16 protein-coding genes are annotated in these 17,472 nt (G+C 63.3%); 8 read left to right on the top strand and 8 right to left on the bottom strand.

The genetic code is table 11. The annotated features are described in order from the left end of the window. Window positions 1-39: 39 nt before the first annotated feature. Together V1293_RS12370 and V1293_RS12375 are read right to left on the bottom strand one after the other, a co-directional pair. On the bottom strand, window positions 40-1,284 hold the full coding sequence (locus tag V1293_RS12370; RefSeq protein WP_334509806.1) for an ABC transporter substrate-binding protein: 1,245 nt from the start codon (window positions 1,282-1,284) through the stop codon (window positions 40-42). Between the two features lie 82 nt (window positions 1,285-1,366). Further along, on the bottom strand, window positions 1,367-2,188 hold the full coding sequence (locus V1293_RS12375) for a putative hydro-lyase (protein ID WP_334509807.1): 822 nt from the start codon (window positions 2,186-2,188) through the stop codon (window positions 1,367-1,369). Window positions 2,189-2,308: 120 nt separating this feature from the next. Here V1293_RS12375 and V1293_RS12380 point away from each other — a divergent pair, with 120 nt between their 5' ends. From V1293_RS12380 to V1293_RS12390, 3 genes are read left to right on the top strand one after another with little or no spacing between them, the layout of a single operon-like run. Continuing rightward, a complete protein-coding gene (locus V1293_RS12380; RefSeq protein WP_334509808.1) occupies window positions 2,309-3,226 on the top strand; it encodes a LysR family transcriptional regulator in 918 nt (305 codons plus the stop codon). A 39-nt stretch (window positions 3,227-3,265) separates the two neighbouring features. Beyond that, window positions 3,266-4,516, top strand: a complete 1,251-nt coding sequence (locus tag V1293_RS12385) for a Zn-dependent hydrolase (RefSeq protein ID WP_334509810.1) — start codon at window positions 3,266-3,268, stop codon at window positions 4,514-4,516. A 37-nt stretch (window positions 4,517-4,553) separates the two neighbouring features. Then, window positions 4,554-5,468 carry an NAD(P)-dependent oxidoreductase gene (locus V1293_RS12390; protein WP_334509812.1) on the top strand — a complete coding sequence of 305 codons (915 nt, stop codon included), beginning with the start codon at window positions 4,554-4,556 and terminating at the stop codon, window positions 5,466-5,468. 367 nt (window positions 5,469-5,835) lie between these two features. On the opposite strand, the gene V1293_RS12395 is transcribed toward V1293_RS12390, so the two are convergent. Continuing rightward, the gene (locus tag V1293_RS12395; protein WP_334509814.1) at window positions 5,836-6,915 is read right to left on the bottom strand and encodes a tartrate dehydrogenase; all 1,080 of its coding nucleotides are present in this window, start codon (window positions 6,913-6,915) and stop codon (window positions 5,836-5,838) included. Between V1293_RS12395 and V1293_RS12400 the strand changes: the two genes are divergently transcribed. Both V1293_RS12400 and V1293_RS12405 read left to right on the top strand, forming a co-directional pair. Continuing rightward, window positions 6,902-7,063 carry a hypothetical protein gene (locus V1293_RS12400; protein WP_334509816.1) on the top strand — a complete coding sequence of 54 codons (162 nt, stop codon included), beginning with the start codon at window positions 6,902-6,904 and terminating at the stop codon, window positions 7,061-7,063. The two genes, V1293_RS12395 and V1293_RS12400, sit on opposite strands and share 14 nt — an antisense overlap. Before the next feature lie 28 nt (window positions 7,064-7,091). Beyond that, window positions 7,092-7,868, top strand: coding sequence for an SDR family oxidoreductase (locus V1293_RS12405; protein WP_334509818.1), 777 nt, complete (start codon window positions 7,092-7,094; stop codon window positions 7,866-7,868). A gap of 114 nt (window positions 7,869-7,982) precedes the next feature. Here V1293_RS12405 and V1293_RS12410 read toward each other — a convergent pair whose 3' ends face one another. Continuing rightward, window positions 7,983-8,834, bottom strand: a complete 852-nt coding sequence (locus tag V1293_RS12410; RefSeq protein WP_334509820.1) for an alpha/beta hydrolase — start codon at window positions 8,832-8,834, stop codon at window positions 7,983-7,985. Between the two features lie 106 nt (window positions 8,835-8,940). Here V1293_RS12410 and V1293_RS12415 point away from each other — a divergent pair, with 106 nt between their 5' ends. The 3 genes from V1293_RS12415 (at window position 8,941) to V1293_RS12425 (ending at window position 13,225) form a co-directional block, all read left to right on the top strand. Then, a complete protein-coding gene (locus V1293_RS12415) occupies window positions 8,941-10,359 on the top strand; it encodes an amidase (protein WP_334509822.1) in 1,419 nt (472 codons plus the stop codon). Window positions 10,360-10,513: 154 nt separating this feature from the next. Beyond that, complete coding sequence (locus tag V1293_RS12420; RefSeq protein WP_334509824.1) at window positions 10,514-11,836, top strand: MFS transporter; 1,323 nt, start codon at window positions 10,514-10,516, stop codon at window positions 11,834-11,836. Between the two features lie 165 nt (window positions 11,837-12,001). Next, window positions 12,002-13,225, top strand: a complete 1,224-nt coding sequence (locus tag V1293_RS12425; RefSeq protein WP_334509826.1) for a bifunctional alpha/beta hydrolase/OsmC family protein — start codon at window positions 12,002-12,004, stop codon at window positions 13,223-13,225. On the opposite strand, the gene V1293_RS12430 is transcribed toward V1293_RS12425, so the two are convergent. From V1293_RS12430 to paaI, 4 genes are all read right to left on the bottom strand, one after another. Continuing rightward, window positions 13,222-14,280: a YeeE/YedE family protein gene (locus tag V1293_RS12430; RefSeq protein ID WP_334509828.1), complete on the bottom strand. Its 1,059-nt coding sequence runs from the start codon at window positions 14,278-14,280 to the stop codon at window positions 13,222-13,224. The two genes, V1293_RS12425 and V1293_RS12430, sit on opposite strands and share 4 nt — an antisense overlap. 229 nt (window positions 14,281-14,509) lie before the next feature. After that, window positions 14,510-15,535 carry a quinone oxidoreductase family protein gene (locus tag V1293_RS12435; RefSeq protein WP_334509830.1) on the bottom strand — a complete coding sequence of 342 codons (1,026 nt, stop codon included), beginning with the start codon at window positions 15,533-15,535 and terminating at the stop codon, window positions 14,510-14,512. Between the two features lie 33 nt (window positions 15,536-15,568). Further along, window positions 15,569-16,900: a phenylacetate--CoA ligase PaaK gene (gene paaK, locus V1293_RS12440; RefSeq protein ID WP_334509832.1), complete on the bottom strand. Its 1,332-nt coding sequence runs from the start codon at window positions 16,898-16,900 to the stop codon at window positions 15,569-15,571. 18 nt (window positions 16,901-16,918) lie between these two features. Then, on the bottom strand, window positions 16,919-17,371 hold the full coding sequence (gene paaI / locus V1293_RS12445; RefSeq protein WP_334509834.1) for a hydroxyphenylacetyl-CoA thioesterase PaaI: 453 nt from the start codon (window positions 17,369-17,371) through the stop codon (window positions 16,919-16,921). Window positions 17,372-17,472: the final 101 nt, after the last annotated feature.

Consider the following 17,472-nt stretch of genomic DNA (forward strand, 5'->3'; position numbering starts at 1 on the left):
CGACGCTGCGTTTGTGATGTCTCTCCAAAAAGGCCCAGCCTACTTCATCGGCCAGACGGCTTCGGCGATGGCGGCCTGCGGCGGGAAGATGGTGACGAACTTGCCGCCGATATATTGCAGCAGCACCGGGTCGGCGTCGTTGTTCTGACCCATCTCGTCGAACTTGACGCGCTTCCACGGCATGATGGTCTGCTCACCCGGAATGTCGGTCGCGACCAGCGCCTCGCGGATCTTTTCGCCATCGGTCGACTTGGCGCGGTTGATCGCCTCCGCCATCACCAGGAGCCCCATGAACTGCCGCGACGTCAGGTCGTTAAAATCCTTGCCCGACTTCTCCTTGAACATGGCGTTGACCTTGCCGACCATCGGCCGCTTGGCGGCGAGATCGAGCGAGAAGCTGCCGCGCGAGATCACGCCCTCCAGCTTGTCGCCAACCGCATCGTAGAGCGCCTTTTCGGAGAAGCCGGCGTCCTGGGCAACGATCGCGTTCGGCTTGTAGCCGAGCTCGGCCATGGTCTTGACCAGCAGGATACCGTCGGTGGTGTAGCTCGAGGGCATCAACACGTCGGCGTTCGCGGTCTTGAGCTGCTGCACTTCGGCGGACAATGACGGCGAGTTGGAGCGATACTTGATGTCGGTGGCGATCTTGTAGCCGCGATCGGCGGCCAGCTTGAGCTGGGTATTGGCGGAGTCGGTGCCGAAGATAGTATCCTCATGGAACAGCGACAGCGTGTCGATCTTGGCGCCCTTCTTCTTCATCGCGTCGAAGAAGTTGAACATGGCGGCCGAGAACATCTCGTCATGGGGAGCCGCGCGGAAATAGAATTTGAGGCCACGGCGATGCAGGCTCGGCGAGGAATTGTCCGCCGAGATGAACGGGATCTGGTAGCGCTCGCAGATCTGGCTGACGGTGACGGCGACCGCGCTCTGGTAGGTGCCGATGACGGCGCAGACCTTCTCCTGCGTGATCAGGCGCTCGGTCTCGGCGCGGCCCTTCTGCGGATCGGCCTGGTGGTCGGCGAAGACGAGGCGGACCTTGGCGCCGCCGAGGCCGGGCAGGCCTTCGCCTTTTGCCAGCGGCAGATCGAAATCGTGGTTCTTGTTGATGACCTCAAGCGCGGTCTCGAACGACTTCTGGGCATCGACGCCCATCTGGGCGCTGGCGCCGGAGAACGGATAGATCACACCGATCACCACTTCGGAAGTCTGGGCGCGGGCCGCGATCGGTCCGAGCGCTGCGGCGGCGGTAGCTCCAAGCAAGACATTCCGGCGCGTGATGTTCATAGCGATATCCTCTGTTGATCGGCAACTAGCGATGAAACGGGCGAAGGTTAGGGTAAAGCCTCAATGATCAGCAAGCGCTGCATCAAAGCACGGCAAGCGCTTTATTCCTGAGATCGGTCACAAGCATCAATCCGGGCGCATGCGTGATCGCGAAGGGCACCTTGGCGGCCTGGATGACCGATTGCGGCGTGACGCCACAGGCCCAGAACACCGGAATTTCGTCCGCCTCGACCGGCACCGGATCGCCGTAGTCGGGTTTGGCGAGGTCAGCGATGCCGATCGACTCAGGCAAGCCGATATGAACCGGCGCACCGTGCACGGAGGGGAAACGCGAGGTGATCTGCACCGCGCGGATCGCGTCCGCCGGCTTGAACGGCCGCATCGTCACCACCATCGGACCGGCAAACGGGCCCGCCGGGCTGCAGGCGATGTTGGTGCGGAACATCGGCACGCGCACATCGCGCTCGATATGACGGATCGGCAGACCTTCCTCCAACAGCGCCTCCTCGAAGGAGAACGAGCAGCCGAGCACGAAGGCGACGAGATCGTCGCGCCAGTGCGCCACGATGTCGGTCGGCTCCTCGACGATTTCGCCATCACGCCAGACGCGATAGCGTGGCAGGTCGGTGCGGATGTCGAGGTCGATGCCGAGGGCAGGGATGCGGGGATCGCCGACGTCGGACATGCCGATGATCGGGCACGGTTTGGGATTGAGCTGGCAGAAGCGATGAAAGGCGCCGGCGAGTTTTTCCGGCAGGATTGCAAGATTGCCTTGCACGAAGCCGTTGGCGACGCCCGCCGTGTGATGGGCCATGCCTGTCCGGCAGGCGTGCCGGGCGGCGACGCTCGGCGATAAATCCGCCGTATCGTGGCCGCGTGTTTCCGTCCTCGCCAAGCTGGTCATCGTTGTCCCCGCTTCCATTCTTGTCGACATCCACTCCCGCATATGGCTATGATAATGTCTAATCGTCTTTTCTAATCGAATTCAATAAATCATAGTTATCAATCTGCGGCCAGAGGGTGCATGACTGATTTCAAGGCAATTGAGACTTTCATGTGGGTGGTGACACTCGGCAGCTTCCGCGGCGCTGCGCAGAAGCTCAACACCACCCAGCCCGCGATCTCGCAACGAATCGCCCAACTCGAACGCGAGGTGGGCGTAAAACTACTGCAGCGCGACCGCCGCATGGTGCTGCCGACGCCAAGCGGCCGGCAGTTGATGGTCTATGCCGAGAAGCTGATCGGACTGCGCTCGGAAATGCTGGCGGTTGTCGGCGACCGCTCGGCGATGCGCGGCGTGCTGCGGCTCGGCGTCGCCGAAACCATCGTTCACACCTGGCTGCCGCAACTCATCAAGAGCGTCAATCACGCCTACCCGAACCTCTCGCTCGAGATCGAGGTCGACATCACCTCGAATTTGCGCAACCGACTGCTGGCGCAGGAAATCGAACTCGCCTTCGTGCTCGGGCCGCTGACGGCGCCGATGGTCAATAACCGGCCGCTGTGCGATTATCCCGTGGGCTTTACGGCCAGTCCCTCGCTCGGCCTCGGCAAGCAGGAGCTCACCCTGCACGATCTGGCGAAATTCCCGATTATCACCTTTTCGCGCCGTACCCAGCCCTATGAAATCGTGCGTTCCCTGTTCAACCGGCCTGACCTGCCGCCGATACGGCTGCATGCCAGCGCTTCGCTCGCAACCGTCATCCACATGGCGATCGAAGGTCTCGGTATCGCCTTGATACCGACCGCGATCGTCGAGGACGACATGGCAAACGGGCGGCTGCAATTGCTGTCGACCAATCTGCAGTTGGCGCCGCTGACGTTTTCGGCAAGCTGGCTCGCCTCCCCCGATACGGTCGCGGTGGAGCGCGTGGTCGAACTCGCCGCCAGCCTCGCGCGAGGCGGCGTCATTGTTGACGCGCCGCGCGAGGCGCGTCATTGAAAAAGCGCGCATCGCGTATCCTGAACTTCGGAACGGCCAATGACAAAAATCGCCTCCAACCTGCAAATCGATTCCGCCCGGCTCTGGGGCGCTATTCACGAAACCGCCAAATTCGGCGCCACGCCGAAAGGCGGTGTGCGGCGGCTGACGCTCGGCCCCGAGGACAAGCAGGTGCGCGACTGGTTCCGCAACGCCTGCGAGGCCGCAGGGCTGGAAGTCCATGTCGATGCGCTGGGTTCGATGTTCGGCCTGCGCAAGGGCCGCGACATGTCGAAGCCGCCGATCGGCCTCGGCTCCCACCTCGACACGCAACCGACCGGCGGCAAATATGACGGCGTGCTCGGCACGCTGGCGGCGCTGGAGGTGGTGCGCACGCTCAACGACGCCGGCATCGAAACCGAAACGCCGATCTGCATCTGCAACTGGACCAACGAGGAAGGCTCGCGGTTCGCGCCGGCGATGATGGCCTCGGCGGCTTACGTCGGAGATTTCACCACCGACGACATTTTGTCGCGCAAGGACGCCGAAGGCGTCACGGTGGCGCAGGCGCTCGACAGCATCGGCTACCGCGGCGAAAGCCCGGTGGGGACGCAGAAATTCTCAGGGTTTGTCGAACTGCACATCGAACAGGGGCCGATTCTCGAGGCTGAGAACAAGACCATCGGCGTGGTCGATTCCGGCCAGGGCGTGCTCTGGTATGACGGCAAGATCACCGGTTTCGAGAGCCATGCCGGATCGACGCCGATGCCGCTACGCCGCGACGCGCTGGCGACGCTGTCGGAAATCGTGCTGGCGATGGAGGCAATCGCCAAGAAGCACGGCCCCAAAGCCGTCGGCACCGTCGGCGAGGCCGTGATCGCCAATCCCTCACGTAACGTCATTCCCGGCGAAATCGCCTTTACCGTGGATTGCCGCAGCGCCGACGCCGCCATCATGGATGCGCTGGACAAGGATTTGCGCAGCGCGATTGCCGAGATCGCGGCGCGGCGCAAGGTCGAGGTCCAGTTCGATCTGATCTGGCGCAAGCCGCCGACGCATTTCGATCCCAAACTGGTGGACGCGGTGGAGAACGCCGCGAAGATGCTTGGGCTTTCGCACCGGCGCATCACCTCCGGCGCCGGCCACGATGCCTGCAACCTCAACACGGCGATCCCTGCGGCCATGGTGTTCGTGCCCTGCAAGGACGGCATCAGCCACAACGAACTCGAGGACGCGACCCAGGCCGATTGCGCGGCGGGCGCCAATGTGCTGATGCATACCGTGCTGGCGCTGGCCGGCGTCGCATCCTGATAAATAGAGCTTGATAAACAGAACATGGGGAAATGCCGTGCGCGGAGTTTTCGTCGACGCCAATGAATCGCTGGCCATGATCTTCGAGCGGCTGGAGAAGCCAGGTGATCCCAAGGTGCTGATCCATCGGAACCCCGATATCACCTCAGATCAGTATCCCGCGATACTCGACGGCGCCGAGATTGCAATCGTCGATCACACCGCGCTGCCGACGGACATCGCGAAGAAATGCACCGGACTGAAGCACGTCGTGTTTCTCGGCACCGGCGCGCGCAGCTACATGAACCCGGAAGAACTCGCCGAGAACGGCATTTCCGTGCATCTGATCAAAGGTTATGGCGACACGGCGGTCGCCGAATGCGCCATCGCGCTGATGTGGGAAGGCGCGCGCGGCCTTGCCAGGATGGACCGCGGCATCCGCGCCGGCAACTGGCTGCGTGACGACGGCATGCAACTCACCGGCAAGACGCTGGGCCTGATCGGCTTCGGCGGCATCGCAGCCGAGGTGGCGCGCATCGCGCTCGGCAGTGGCATGCGCGTCATTACCTGGAACCGGTCGCCGAAGAAACATCCGAAGGTCGAGTTCGTCGACCTCGACGAATTGCTGACCGAGAGCGACGTCGTTTCGATCCATCTGCTGTTGAACGACGAAACGCGCGGCATGATCTCGCGCGCCTGCATCGAGGCAATGAAGCCCGGCGTCATCCTCATCAACACCGCGCGCGGCGCCATCGTCGACGAGGAAGCGATGATCGACGCCCTGAAGTCGGGCCAGATCCGCCATGCCGGCCTCGACGTCTTCAACATCGAGCCGCTGCCGGCGGACCATCCCTTGACGAAACTGGAGAACGTCACGCTGTCGGCGCATTCCGCCTTCCGCACGCCGGAAGCGAGCGAGAATTTGATGCGCGCGGCATGGGAGCACTGCCGGCGGATCGTGAAGGGAAAGTAACAAGGAATTTCTTGTTTCTCACGCCGATCATCTTCCGGACAAGCGTGTCGCAGACGCGCTTTCGATCGCGGGAGACCTCGTGGAGATCCTGACCGTGAGGTCGCGCTGATCAAAAACGATGGGCTTGATGCGTTTCTCGATCTTCTCGACGAGAATGATTATCCAGCGATTTTCGATCCATCGCGCAGATCGTACGTGTGATTTATCGCGACGGGCGACGATCTCCCTTCTCCCCTTGTGGGAGAAGGTGCCGAAGCGAAGCGTAGGCGGATGAGGGGTTCTCTCCGCGGAGACAGACCCCTCATCCGGCTCGCTGCCGCTACGCGGCAGCGATCCACCTTCTCCCACAAGGGGAGAAGGGAAGAAGTCAATCCACCATCTCCGCGACCGCCTTCCCGCAAGCGGTCGTGTCCGCATTGCCGCCCAGATCCCTCGTCCGCAACGTGCGTTCGCCGAGCGTGCGCTCGATCGCACCGACGATGGAGGCTGCCGCCTGCTTCTCGCCGAGATGCTCCAGCATCATCGCGCCGGACCAGATCATGCCGATCGGGTTGGCGATGCCCTGCCCCGCGATGTCGGGCGCCGAGCCGTGCACCGGTTCGAACACTGACGGGAAATTGCCTTCCGGGTTGATGTTGCCCGAAGGCGCGATGCCGATGGTGCCGGTGCAGGCCGGGCCGAGATCGGAGAGGATGTCGCCGAACAGGTTTGAGCCGACCACGACGTCGAACCAGTCCGGATGCAGCACGAAATTCGCGGTGAGAATGTCGATGTGGTACTTGTCCCACTTCACCTTGGGGTAATTTTTCGCCATCGCCTCCACGCGCTCGTCCCAATAGGGCATCGTGATCGAGATGCCGTTGGACTTGGTCGCCGAGGTCAGATGCTTCTTCGGCCGCGACTGCGCCAGGTCGAATGCGAATTTCAGGATGCGATCGACGCCAACGCGGGTCATCACGGTCTGCTGGGTGACGAACTCACGGTCGGTGTCCGGGAACATGCGCCCGCCGACGGAGGAATATTCGCCCTCGGTATTCTCGCGCACCACCCAGAAATCGATATCGCCGGGCTTGCGGTTGGCAAGCGGCGACGGCACGCCGGGCATCAGCCGCACCGGGCGCAAATTGACATACTGATCGAACTCACGCCGGAATTTGATGAGCGAGCCCCACAAAGAAATGTGATCCGGGATTTTGGCGGGCCAGCCGACCGCGCCGAAATAGATCGCATCGTGATTGCCGATTTTCGCCTTCCAGTCCTCCGGCATCATCTCGCCGTGCTTTTCGTAATAGTCCCAGGAGGCGAAGTCGAAATGATCGAAATGCACTGATACCCCGTGCTTTTTCGCCGCCACCTCGAGCACGCGCAGCCCTTCCGGGATCACTTCCTTGCCGATGCCGTCACCGGGAATGACCGCAATCCGATACTGCTTCTTGGCGCTGCTCATCGAGGCTTTCCTTGTTGTCCTGCGGGCAGCTAATGCCGCCTATTTGATTGCCTTGCAATGGACCAAACCTGCCGCCTGCGCAACGCTGCACTGCAATGTTGACCGCAATGGCGTCATCCGCCTACCAATTTCGCCGACTTTCCTCTGACCCCTCCCCCAGCCAAGCGAGTATTCCCATGGACCTGCATCTGCGCGGCAAGCGCGTCCTGATTACCGGCGCCTCCAAGGGCATTGGCGCGGCCGCGGCCGAAGCCTTTGCCGAGGAAGGCTGCGACGTCATGCTGGCCGCCCGCAACGGCGAGCAGTTGAAGGCGCTCGCCGAGCGGCTGCGTTCGGCGCATCGGATCAGCGCGACCGCCCATGTCGTGGATCTGCGCAAGCCCGATGACATCGCAAGGCTCGCCAACGAAGCCGCCGATATCGATATCCTCGTCAACAATGCCGGCGATATTCCGAGCGGCTCGATCGACAAGATCGACGAGGCGACCTGGCGCCACGCCTGGGAGCTGAAGGTGTTCGGCTACATCAACCTCACCCGCGCGATCTATGCGCAGATGAAGGCCCGTGGCGGCGGCGTCATCGTCAACGACATCGGCGCCGCCGGCGAAAAGTTCGACGCCAATTACATCTGCGGCAGCGCCGGCAACGCCGCGCTGATGGCGTTCACCCGCGCGCTCGGCGGCAAGAGCCTTGCCGACAACATTCGCGTGGTCGGCATCAACCCCGGACCCGTCAGCACCGAGCGCCACGTCATGCGAATGAAGATCCGGGCAAAGGACCAGTTCGGCGACGAGAACCGCTACAAGGAATTCCAGAAAGGCATGCCGCTCGGCCGCCCCGCGCATGCGCGCGAGATCGGCGATCTCATGGCGTTTCTGGCGTCGGACCGGTCGGGGTATACGTCGGGGGTGATCTTTACGGTGGACGGCGGGCATACGGCGGGATGGGGCTAGCGCCCAATCGTTCCACCGTCGTTGCGATCGGGACAGGGGGAGCCTCTCGACTCCTCCCTATCCCGATGCATTGCGCAAACGCTTCGCGTTTGTCGCAGGCAATGACGGCGACACTCAACCCGTCGTCCGCTCGAATAACTGCCGGATCAGCGTCGTGATCCTCCCCTTCGGCGACATCATCTCGTACATGATGGTGAAGTGGTTCGCATCGGGGATTTCCTCATACGTTACCGGCAATCCATATCCCGCGCGGTGGCCGGCGAAATCGGCGGTCTGCTTGCGCAGCAGCGGCAATTCGGCGCTACCGACGACCAGCGACAGTGGTTTTTGCGCGCCGCCTTGCTGCATCATCGGCGAGTTGCGGCGGGAGGTTGCTTCATCCGCCCGCAGTTTCTCGTTGAGATAGGAGTGGCGGATCGGTTCGAGATCGTAGATGCCTGAGATCGCCATGCCCGCCCTCACCAGCGGATGCGACAGCGCCATCGAGGTCAGGTGCCCGCCGGCGGACCAGCCTGATACCACAATGCCCCCGGCAGCGGCGCCAAGCGCCGGCAGTTGTCCGGCGAGGCAATCGATGCCGGCGTGGATTTCTGAAACGATCTCGTCGAGCGTCGCATCCGGCGCCAGCGTATAGCCGATCAGTGCCACATTGATGCCATGCGTTATCGGCCCTTCGGCCACAACGGTAAAGACCTCTTTCGCCCGTGCCTGCCAGTAGCCGCCGTGGATAAACAGCAGCGTCGGCGCCTGCTCGCCCGCTTTGAGGAAATCGATCCGGTTGCGATCGCGCGGGCCATATCGCAGATCGAGATGCCCAGGGAAGCGCTTGCGCATCTCGGCAGAGCGCTGCTCCCAGCCCGCGACCATCTCGACGCTGCCAGGCACGGCAACGCCATTGTTGAGCCCGAGGTCGCGCGCCTCCTGGCTCATGGCACGCCAGTCCAGTTCAGAAAACAATGTCGTCATGCAGATATCTCCGGTCGGGCCACAGCTTCCATGCGTTCCACTTTGCCGGAAAATGTTCTACAGCACCATCTGCGACCAAGAAACGAAAACGAACGGAGATGGCGAAGTGGCTGATCAGGGGCTGGTGCGTGAGACGGCGTGCGCCATCGTCGGCAAGCTGAAATCGGGCGAAGTCACACCGCTCGACCTGCTCGACGTGCTGGAAAAACGTATCGCCGAGGTTGACGGCAAGGTCAACGCGCTGCCGACACTGTGCTTCGATCGCGCCCGTAAGCATGCCACCGTGCTGATGAAGAAGCCGGCCTCCGAGCGCGGGCTGCTCGCCGGCCTTCCGATCCCGATCAAGGACCTGACCAGTGTCGCCGGCGTGCTGACCACGCAGGGCTCGCCGATCTACAAGGATAACATCCCCGCGAAATCCGATATCCTGGTCGAGCATCTCGAGAACAATGGCGGGGTGATCTACGCCAAATCGAACACGCCGGAGTTCGGCGCCGGCGCCAACACCTTCAACGAAGTGTTCGGCCCGACCCGCAATCCCTGGGATACGTCACGCTCCGCCGCCGGCTCCTCGGGTGGCGCGGCGGTGGCGCTCGCCACCGGCACCGCGTGGCTGGCGCACGGTTCTGATATGGGCGGTAGCTTACGCAATCCCGCGAGCTTCTGCGGCATCGTCGGATTGAGGCCCAGCATCGGCCGCGTCGCGCACACGATAGCCGCAGCGGTCGATCGCAATCTCGGCGTCCAGGGCCCAATGGCGCGCAACGTCGAAGACCTGGCGCTGCTGCTCGATGCTATGAGCGGCGAGCATCCGGCCGATCCGCTGTCCTTGCCCGTGCTGCCGAATTCGTTTCTTTCCGCCGCGCGTTCCGGCAGCAAGCCGAAGCGCATCGCCTATTCGCCCGATCTCGGCATCACGCCGGTCGACCCTGAAGTGGCGGCCGTCACCCGCAAGGCCGCGCAGCGCTTTGCGGAGCTAGGTGCGATCGTCGAGGAAGCCCATCCCGACCTGCGCGAGGCCCATGAATGTTTCCACGTGCTGCGCGCATTCGACTTCGCGCTCTCCAAGGCAGCGCTCCTGCGCACGAAGCGCGACCTGCTCAAGCCCGAGGTGATCTGGAACATCGAGGAAGGCCTCAAGCTGACGATCGAGCAGCTCGAACGCGCTGAAGCGCAGCGCGTCGCCATGACCGCGCGCACGCTGGAATTTTTCGACAAATACGATCTGTTGCTGGCGCCCGCCACCATCGTGCCGCCGTTCCCGGTCGAGAACCGCTACGTCGCCGAATGCGCCGGCAAGAAATTCGACAATTACGTCGAATGGCTCGGCATCGTCTACGCGATCACGCTGGTGTGTTGTCCCGCGCTGTCGCTGCCCTGCGGATTTACTGCCTCGGGCCTGCCAGTCGGGCTGCAGGTGGTGGCGCCGCCGCGCGGCGAGGCGCAGTTGCTCGCGGGAGCCAAGGTGTTGGAGGATATTCTGGGCATGCGCGGCACGACCCCGATCGATCCCAAGGGCACCTAAATAGTCACGATCGTCAGGACAACGTCTCCATCTGGTACGGCGTTCTCCGGGTCATAATCGGGGAACCCAGCAGGCCCGCCGTCGTTACCTGCTGTTGCGCACGGCGGACTGATCCGGACAACGGGATCGTACATCGCCCCCTTGGAGACGGATCATGACCGATCAAGCCATTAAGTCCGCTGACGACCATTTCGACATCAAGGACGTGGAGCGGCGGGTCAAGGCGATCTTCATCGGCTCGGTCGGCAATCTCGTCGAATGGTACGATTTCTACGCCTACACCGCGTTCGCGCTGTATTTTGCACCGGCGTTCTTTCCGAACAGCGACCCCGTGGTGCAGCAGCTCAACGCCGCGGTGCTGTTCGCAGCGACGTTCCTGATGCGCCCGCTCGGCGGCTGGCTGTTCGGCTTCATCGCCGACCGTTACGGCCGGCGGCTGTCGCTGACGCTTTCGGTCGTCTGCATGTGCTTTGGCTCGCTGATCATCGCGGTGACGCCGACCTACGCCACGATCGGTATCGCTGCGCCCGCCATCCTGGCGCTGGCGCGCATCATCGAAGGCTTGAGTCTCGGCGGCGAGTACGGCGCCAGCGCGACCTACCTGACCGAAGTCGCCGATCCCCGGCACCGTGGATTCTATTCAAGCTTTCAGTATGTCACCCTGATCGGCGGCCAGCTCACCGCGATCATGGTGCTGCTCCTGCTGCAGAAGGTGTTTCTCACCCCGGAACAGCTGAAGGATTGGGGCTGGCGGATTCCCTTCGTGATCGGCGCCCTGCTCGCGGTCTTCGCCGCCGTCATGCGGCGCAACCTGCACGAGACGGAGGCGTTCGAGGAAGCCAAGAAGCTGACAAAACCGACAGGCTCGATCCGCGGGCTTTTGAAGTATCCGCGCGAATTGCTGCTGGTGGTCGGCCTCACCGCCGGCGGCACCGCGGCGTTCTATACTTTCACCACCTACATGCAGACCTTCGTCAAGCTCTCGGCCGGCTTGACCGAGGACCAGACCACGTTCGTGATCTTCGGCTCGCTGATCTTCGCGACCCTGCTGCAGCCGGTCTATGGCGGCCTCTCCGACCGCATCGGCCGCAAGCCGCTGCTGATCTTCTTCGGCCTGGCAGGCACGCTGGCAACGGTCCCGATCCTGACCACGCTGAAAGAGACAAAATCGCCGTTCACGGCCTTCCTGCTGATCTGCGCCGCCTGGATCTTCGTCGCCGGCTACACCTCGATCAACGCCGTCGTAAAGGCCGAATTATTCCCGACCAATGTCCGCGCGCTTGGCGTCGGCCTGCCCTATGCGATCACGGTATCGCTGTTCGGCGGCACCGCGCCGGCGGTTGCGCTCTACTTCAAGACGCTGGGGCATGAGGACTGGTTCTATTATTATCTCAGCGGCATGATCTTCCTCTCGCTCATCATCTATGCGACGATGCGCGACACCAAGCATGCGTCCGCAATGCATCGCCACGGGTGACTGGTCGAGATATGGCCGACGAGAACGAGCCGCCGCCGGAGAGCAAGTTTCTGTCTGACCATTCACTGCGTCACCACCTGGTCGCGCTACGACAATCAGTGGGAGGGACTTTGGGCCGAGCAGAGATATTCAGGCGACTAGAGCCATGATCCAGGGGGAATATCCATGCCGAACGAACGCTTTCAATTCACCGGCGAAGGCGGCCATCAACTTGCGGCGGCGCTGGATACGCCGGACGGGCCGGTGCACGCCTACGCACTGTTCGCGCATTGCTTCACCTGCGGCAAGGACGTGCTGGCCGCGAAGCGCATCGCGACTACGCTGGCCGCCAAAGGGATCGCGGTACTGCGTTTCGACTTTACCGGCCTCGGCGCCAGCGAAGGCGAATTTGCAAACTCGACCTTCTCTTCCAACGTCGCCGATCTCGTCCGCGCCGCCGATCATCTGCGCGAAACCCGCGGGGCGCCTGCGCTCCTGATCGGACACAGCCTCGGCGGCGCGGCGATCCTTGCTGCCGCCGGGCAGATTCCGGATGCCAAGGCGGTCGTGACCATCGCCGCGCCCTCCGATCCCGTCCATGTCACCCATCTGTTCAAGGATCGCATCGAGGATATCCGCAAGCATGGCGAGGTGGAGGTTCAGCTCGCCGGCCGGCCGTTTCACATCAAGCGCGAATTCCTCGACGACATCGCCGAACACAGTTTGATGTCGCATGTCGCAAGGCTGCGCAAGGCGCTGCTGATCATGCATGCGCCGACCGACGATACGGTCGGGATCGACAATGCCACGAATATCTTCGTCGCGGCCAGGCATCCCAAGAGCTTTGTCTCCCTGTCGGGTGCCGATCATCTGTTATCTGGCAAGCGCGACGCGGCCTATGTCGCCGGCGTTATCGCCGCCTGGGCCGAACGCTATATCGAGCCCGCCACAGCCCAGCCCGCCACTGCCGTTAACGAGGGGCCTCGCAACGTCGTGGTGCGTGAAACCCGCAACAGCAAGTTCCAGCAGACCGTGACGACAGGCCCGCATGAAATGGTGGCGGACGAACCCATTGCCGTCGGCGGCCAGGATAGCGGACCCGGGCCGTATGATTTCGTTCTGGCCGGCCTTGGCGCATGCACGTCCATGACGATGCGGATGTATGCCGACCGAAAATCGCTTCCGGTCGAGCGCATCACGGTGACGCTGAAACACAGCAAGATTCACGCGGCAGACTGCGCCGAATGCGAAACCCGCGAAGGCATGCTGGACCAGATCGACCGCGTGATCTCAATCGAGGGCAACCTCGACGACGATCAGCGCAAGCGGTTGATGGAGATTGCCGACAAGTGTCCGGTGCACCGGACGCTGACGTCGGAAATCCGGATCGTGACCAAGGCGTCGGATTAGGCCGCCGCGAGCGGGCGGACGCGCAGTGCGCCGCGCAGGCCGGCGGCGGTGCCGATCAGAATGCCGGCGAAGGCAATCAGCGACGCCAGCGCCAGCGTGGAAAATCCCGTCAGGCCCTGCCCGATCGAACAGCCGAACGCCATCACGCCACCTGCGCCCATCAGCGCCGCGCCGCCGCCCGAGCGCAGCATGTGGCGCGGCGATTGAAAGGCCTCGAGCTGAAAGCGGCCGGTCAGTAGCGCCGTTACGAGGCTGCCGGCGAACACGCCGAACACGGTGACGATGCCGAAGTTCAACGTCGATCCCGTCGACAGCATGACATATTGCAATGCATCCGCGATCGGCGCGATGAAGGTGAGCGAGGTGACCGGCGTCGGATTGAAATCGTCGGCGCCGAGATAGCCGGTCGCGAGCCAGCCGGCCGCAACCAGCAGGCCAATCATGAGACCCGCGGCGGTCTGTCCCGGCGAGCGCCGGAACGCCGGATGCGCAAAAGCGAAGATGATCAGCGCTGCCGAGATGATCGAGGCCGCCAGCATGCGCGCGGCCGTTGCGCTCAGGCCTGCGGCCGCTAACAGCGCGGGCACCGAGTTTGCCGTGGCCGTGGTCTGCGATCCGCCGACCATCGCGATCCGCGCCGGCGCGATCAGGCCTTTCAGCGTCATCTGGGCGAAGATCGCCAGCACCACGACCACCACGAAAGAACGGAGATTGCCGCGCCCGAGCAGCACCAGCGCGCGCGATCCGCAGCCGTTCGACAGCACCATGCCGTAGCCGAACAACAGGCCGCCGAAGAACATCACCGGCGCGGAGAAAGAAGGCTGCAGGTAGATCGATTTGCCGATATCGACGAGCCCGGCCGCCGCCAGCAATTGCGTCGCGGCAACGGCCACGCCGATCGCCAGCGCGTAGGTGCGGACCAGCCGGCCATCGCCTTCCGCCCAGAAACCGCGAAGGCTGCTGAGCAGGCAAAACCCGCTCAACAGTCCGACCGAGCCGTAGACAAGGCCGATCAGCAATCCGCTCACGACGATAATCTGGCCACCATCAAGCACTGGCGTTTCCTGCTCTCTCAGCGCCGCGGACGGGCTATCACTGCTCAAATAGGAAGCAATTTCCGTGCTGCTATTACGTTGGAAGCATGGGGCCGTCCACGGCCTGCCGATGCAGAGAATGAATCTCCCGCGCAACGCGGCAATGAGGGAACAAAATCGTTGCCGTCGAGCAAGATGGGAGAGATTTATTTTGCGCGCGAGAAAGGGGGAAACCGGGGCCCGCGAAGGCCTACACCGGGGGGCGCAAGATCACCCGCTCGCGCGACGATCCGGCCACGGCGATAAACGCCGCCTTCGCTTGTTCCAGCGGGTAGATCGCGTTCGGCTTGATCGGAAACGGCCTGAGATGTCCGCTGGCGAAGCCGGGGCCTAGTTCCCGCAGCACCGCGCCGGTCGCGACCGACGACAGGCCGAGCGTATCGATGCCGACGTAAGTGTGCTGGCCGCGATAGAATTCCAGGATGTTGAACTGCACGATGCGGTCAACCGCGGCGATCAGGATCTGCCGCCCACGCAAGCCGAGCGATTTGTGCGCGGCCTCGAAATAGGGATCGCCGACCGTGTTGAACACGATGTCGGCGCCCTTGCCGCCGGTGAGTTCGCGCACGCGCGCCGCGACATCGGTTGCAGAAGCGTCGATGACCTCGACGGGAGAATTGGCATGGCCCTCATACGGCTCGCTCTTTCGGACGACGCCGATCACGCGCGCGCCGTGCCAGCTCGCGATTTGCACCGCCGCCTGCCCGACCTTGCCGTTGACGCCCATGACCAGCACGACCTCGCCGTCCTTCGGAATCCCGGCACGACGCAGGCCTTCCATGGCGGTGACGAACGGCACGCCGATGCCGGCGGCCTCCTCCCAGGAAATGCCCTTCGGCTTCTCCACCACCGCTTCCGCCTCGACCACCAGGTGCGTGGCATGGGTGCCGTCGCGGCGGATGCCGAGATCGCCGGACGAGCCGAACACCTCGCGCCCGATCCAGCCCGTCGGACCGTCGATCACGACGCCAGCATAGTCGCGGCCCGGCGTGCGCGGAAAGACCGCATAAGGCATCAGCCCGGTCGCGGCCTTCACGTCGGATGGATTAACGGCGGCGGCCTTGACCTCGATCAGCAGCTCATTCTCGCCGCGCGACAGTGCATGCGTCTCGATGACCGGCGAGATCGACGCGGCATCGACGGCCTTCGCCGGCAGCCGGACACAGCGCGCCTGGACCGTGGCAGATCGAAGATCGGGCTTCTCGGCAAATGGCATCAGGCATTCCTGCTGGCTTCTGAGCAGCAGGAGTTACCCTTTCGGCCGCTTGTCGTAAACACGTTTTGCCTTGCCGAGCGAGCGTTCCAGCGTGTCGGGGGCTACGGCCTTGATACGCGCGGTGATGCCGATGGTGTTCTTGATGAAGACCGAGACTTTTTCGGCATGCGCCAGCAGACCGCTGCCGTCCCAGCTTTCGGGGCGGGCTTCGGCGAGCACGGTCATCTCGTCCATCCGCCCTTCCCGCGTCAGCTCGATGATGAAATGGCCGCCGCACCAATCGGTCGCGAGCAGCGCCTCCTCGATCTGGGTCGGGAATACGTTGACGCCGCGCAGGATGATCATGTCGTCGGAACGACCCGTCACCTTTTCCATGCGCCGCATGCCCGGGCGCGCGGTGCCCGGCAACAGCCGCGTCAGGTCGCGGGTGCGATAGCGGACGATCGGAAAGCCCTGCTTGGTGAGCGAGGTGAAAACCAACTCGCCCTTTTCGCCGTCGGGCAGCACGGCGCCGGTTTCGGGATCGATCACCTCGGGATAGAAATGATCCTCCCAGATGTGCAGGCCGTCCTTGCTCTCCACGCATTCCTGCGCCACGCCGGGGCCGATCACTTCCGACAGGCCGTAAATATCGGTGGCGTCCATGTCGAAGGCGTGCTCGATCTCGGCGCGCATCGCGTTGGTCCAGGGCTCGGCGCCGAAGATTCCGAACTTCAGCGACGATTTGCGCGGGTCGAGGCCCTGCCGCTTGAACTCGTCGAGAATGGCCAGCATGTAGCTCGGCGTCACCGTGATAATGTCGGGCTTGAAGTCGTTGATCAGTTGCACCTGCCGCTCGGTCATGCCGCCGGAGACCGGCACCACCGTGCAGCCAAGCCGTTCAGCGCCGTAATGCGCGCCGAGGCCGCCGGTGAACAGGCCGTAGCCATAGGCGTTGTGCATCAGCATGCCGGTGCGGCCGCCCGCGGCGCGGATCGATCGCGCCATCACGTCCGACCAGATCTCGATATCCCCTTGCGTATAGCCGACCACGATCGGCTTACCTGTCGTGCCCGAGGACGCATGGACACGGACCAGTTTTTCGCGGGGGACCGCGAACATTTTGAAGGGATAGTTGTCGCGCAGGTCGGTCTTCACCGTGAACGGGAATTTGCCGAGATCGGAGAGTTGCCTGAAGTCGGAGGGATGCATGCCGGCCGCATCGAAGGCCTTCCTGTAATGCGCGACGTTGTCATAGGCGTGTTTGAGCGACCAGGCGAGACGCTTGGTCTGCAGCGCCATGATCTCGTCGCGCGAGACGCGCTCGGCCTCGTCCAGTTCGGGGCGGTAACTGGTTATCGTGGATTTTATCCTGGTCGCGGCCATGACGCGTTTCCTCAATCCCTATTTGCTTGCGGCGTCTGCAGCCGGCAGCCATGTGCCGGCGATGGTGCGGGAATGACCGCGGAACTCCGCGATCACGGTGTCCCCCGCGGTGACGCTGACGTCGTAGATCCCGGACCGGCCGTTGCGCGAGATTTCCCGCGCGGTGGCAACCAGCACGTCACCGAGCTTGCCCGGCCGGATGAAGGCGATGTCGCACTGCGCGGCAACCGCGCGCTCGTTGCGGGAGTTGCAGGCAAAGGCGAAGGTCGAATCCGCAAGCAGGAAGATGAAGCCGCCATGGGCGATGCGCTGGCCGTTGACCATGTGCGGCTGCACCGTCATCGTCAGCGTCGCCTGCCCGGGCTTGACCTCGACAATTTTCATGCCGAGGCCCTTGCTGGCGTCGTCTTCGTTCCACATCGCATCCGCGCAGGCGCGGGCGATCTCGTCGGGCGAAAGCGCGACGTTCATAGCGGGTTGCCCGCACTGCAAGACGGTTTCACGACGTTCTCTCCCTGTGCGTACGGGCCTGTTTGATCAGGCCTCTTTACGTAGTCAGTGTTGGGACGAAG

The organism is Bradyrhizobium sp. AZCC 1693, assembly GCF_036924745.1.
In the GTDB taxonomy this organism is placed as follows: domain Bacteria; phylum Pseudomonadota; class Alphaproteobacteria; order Rhizobiales; family Xanthobacteraceae; genus Bradyrhizobium.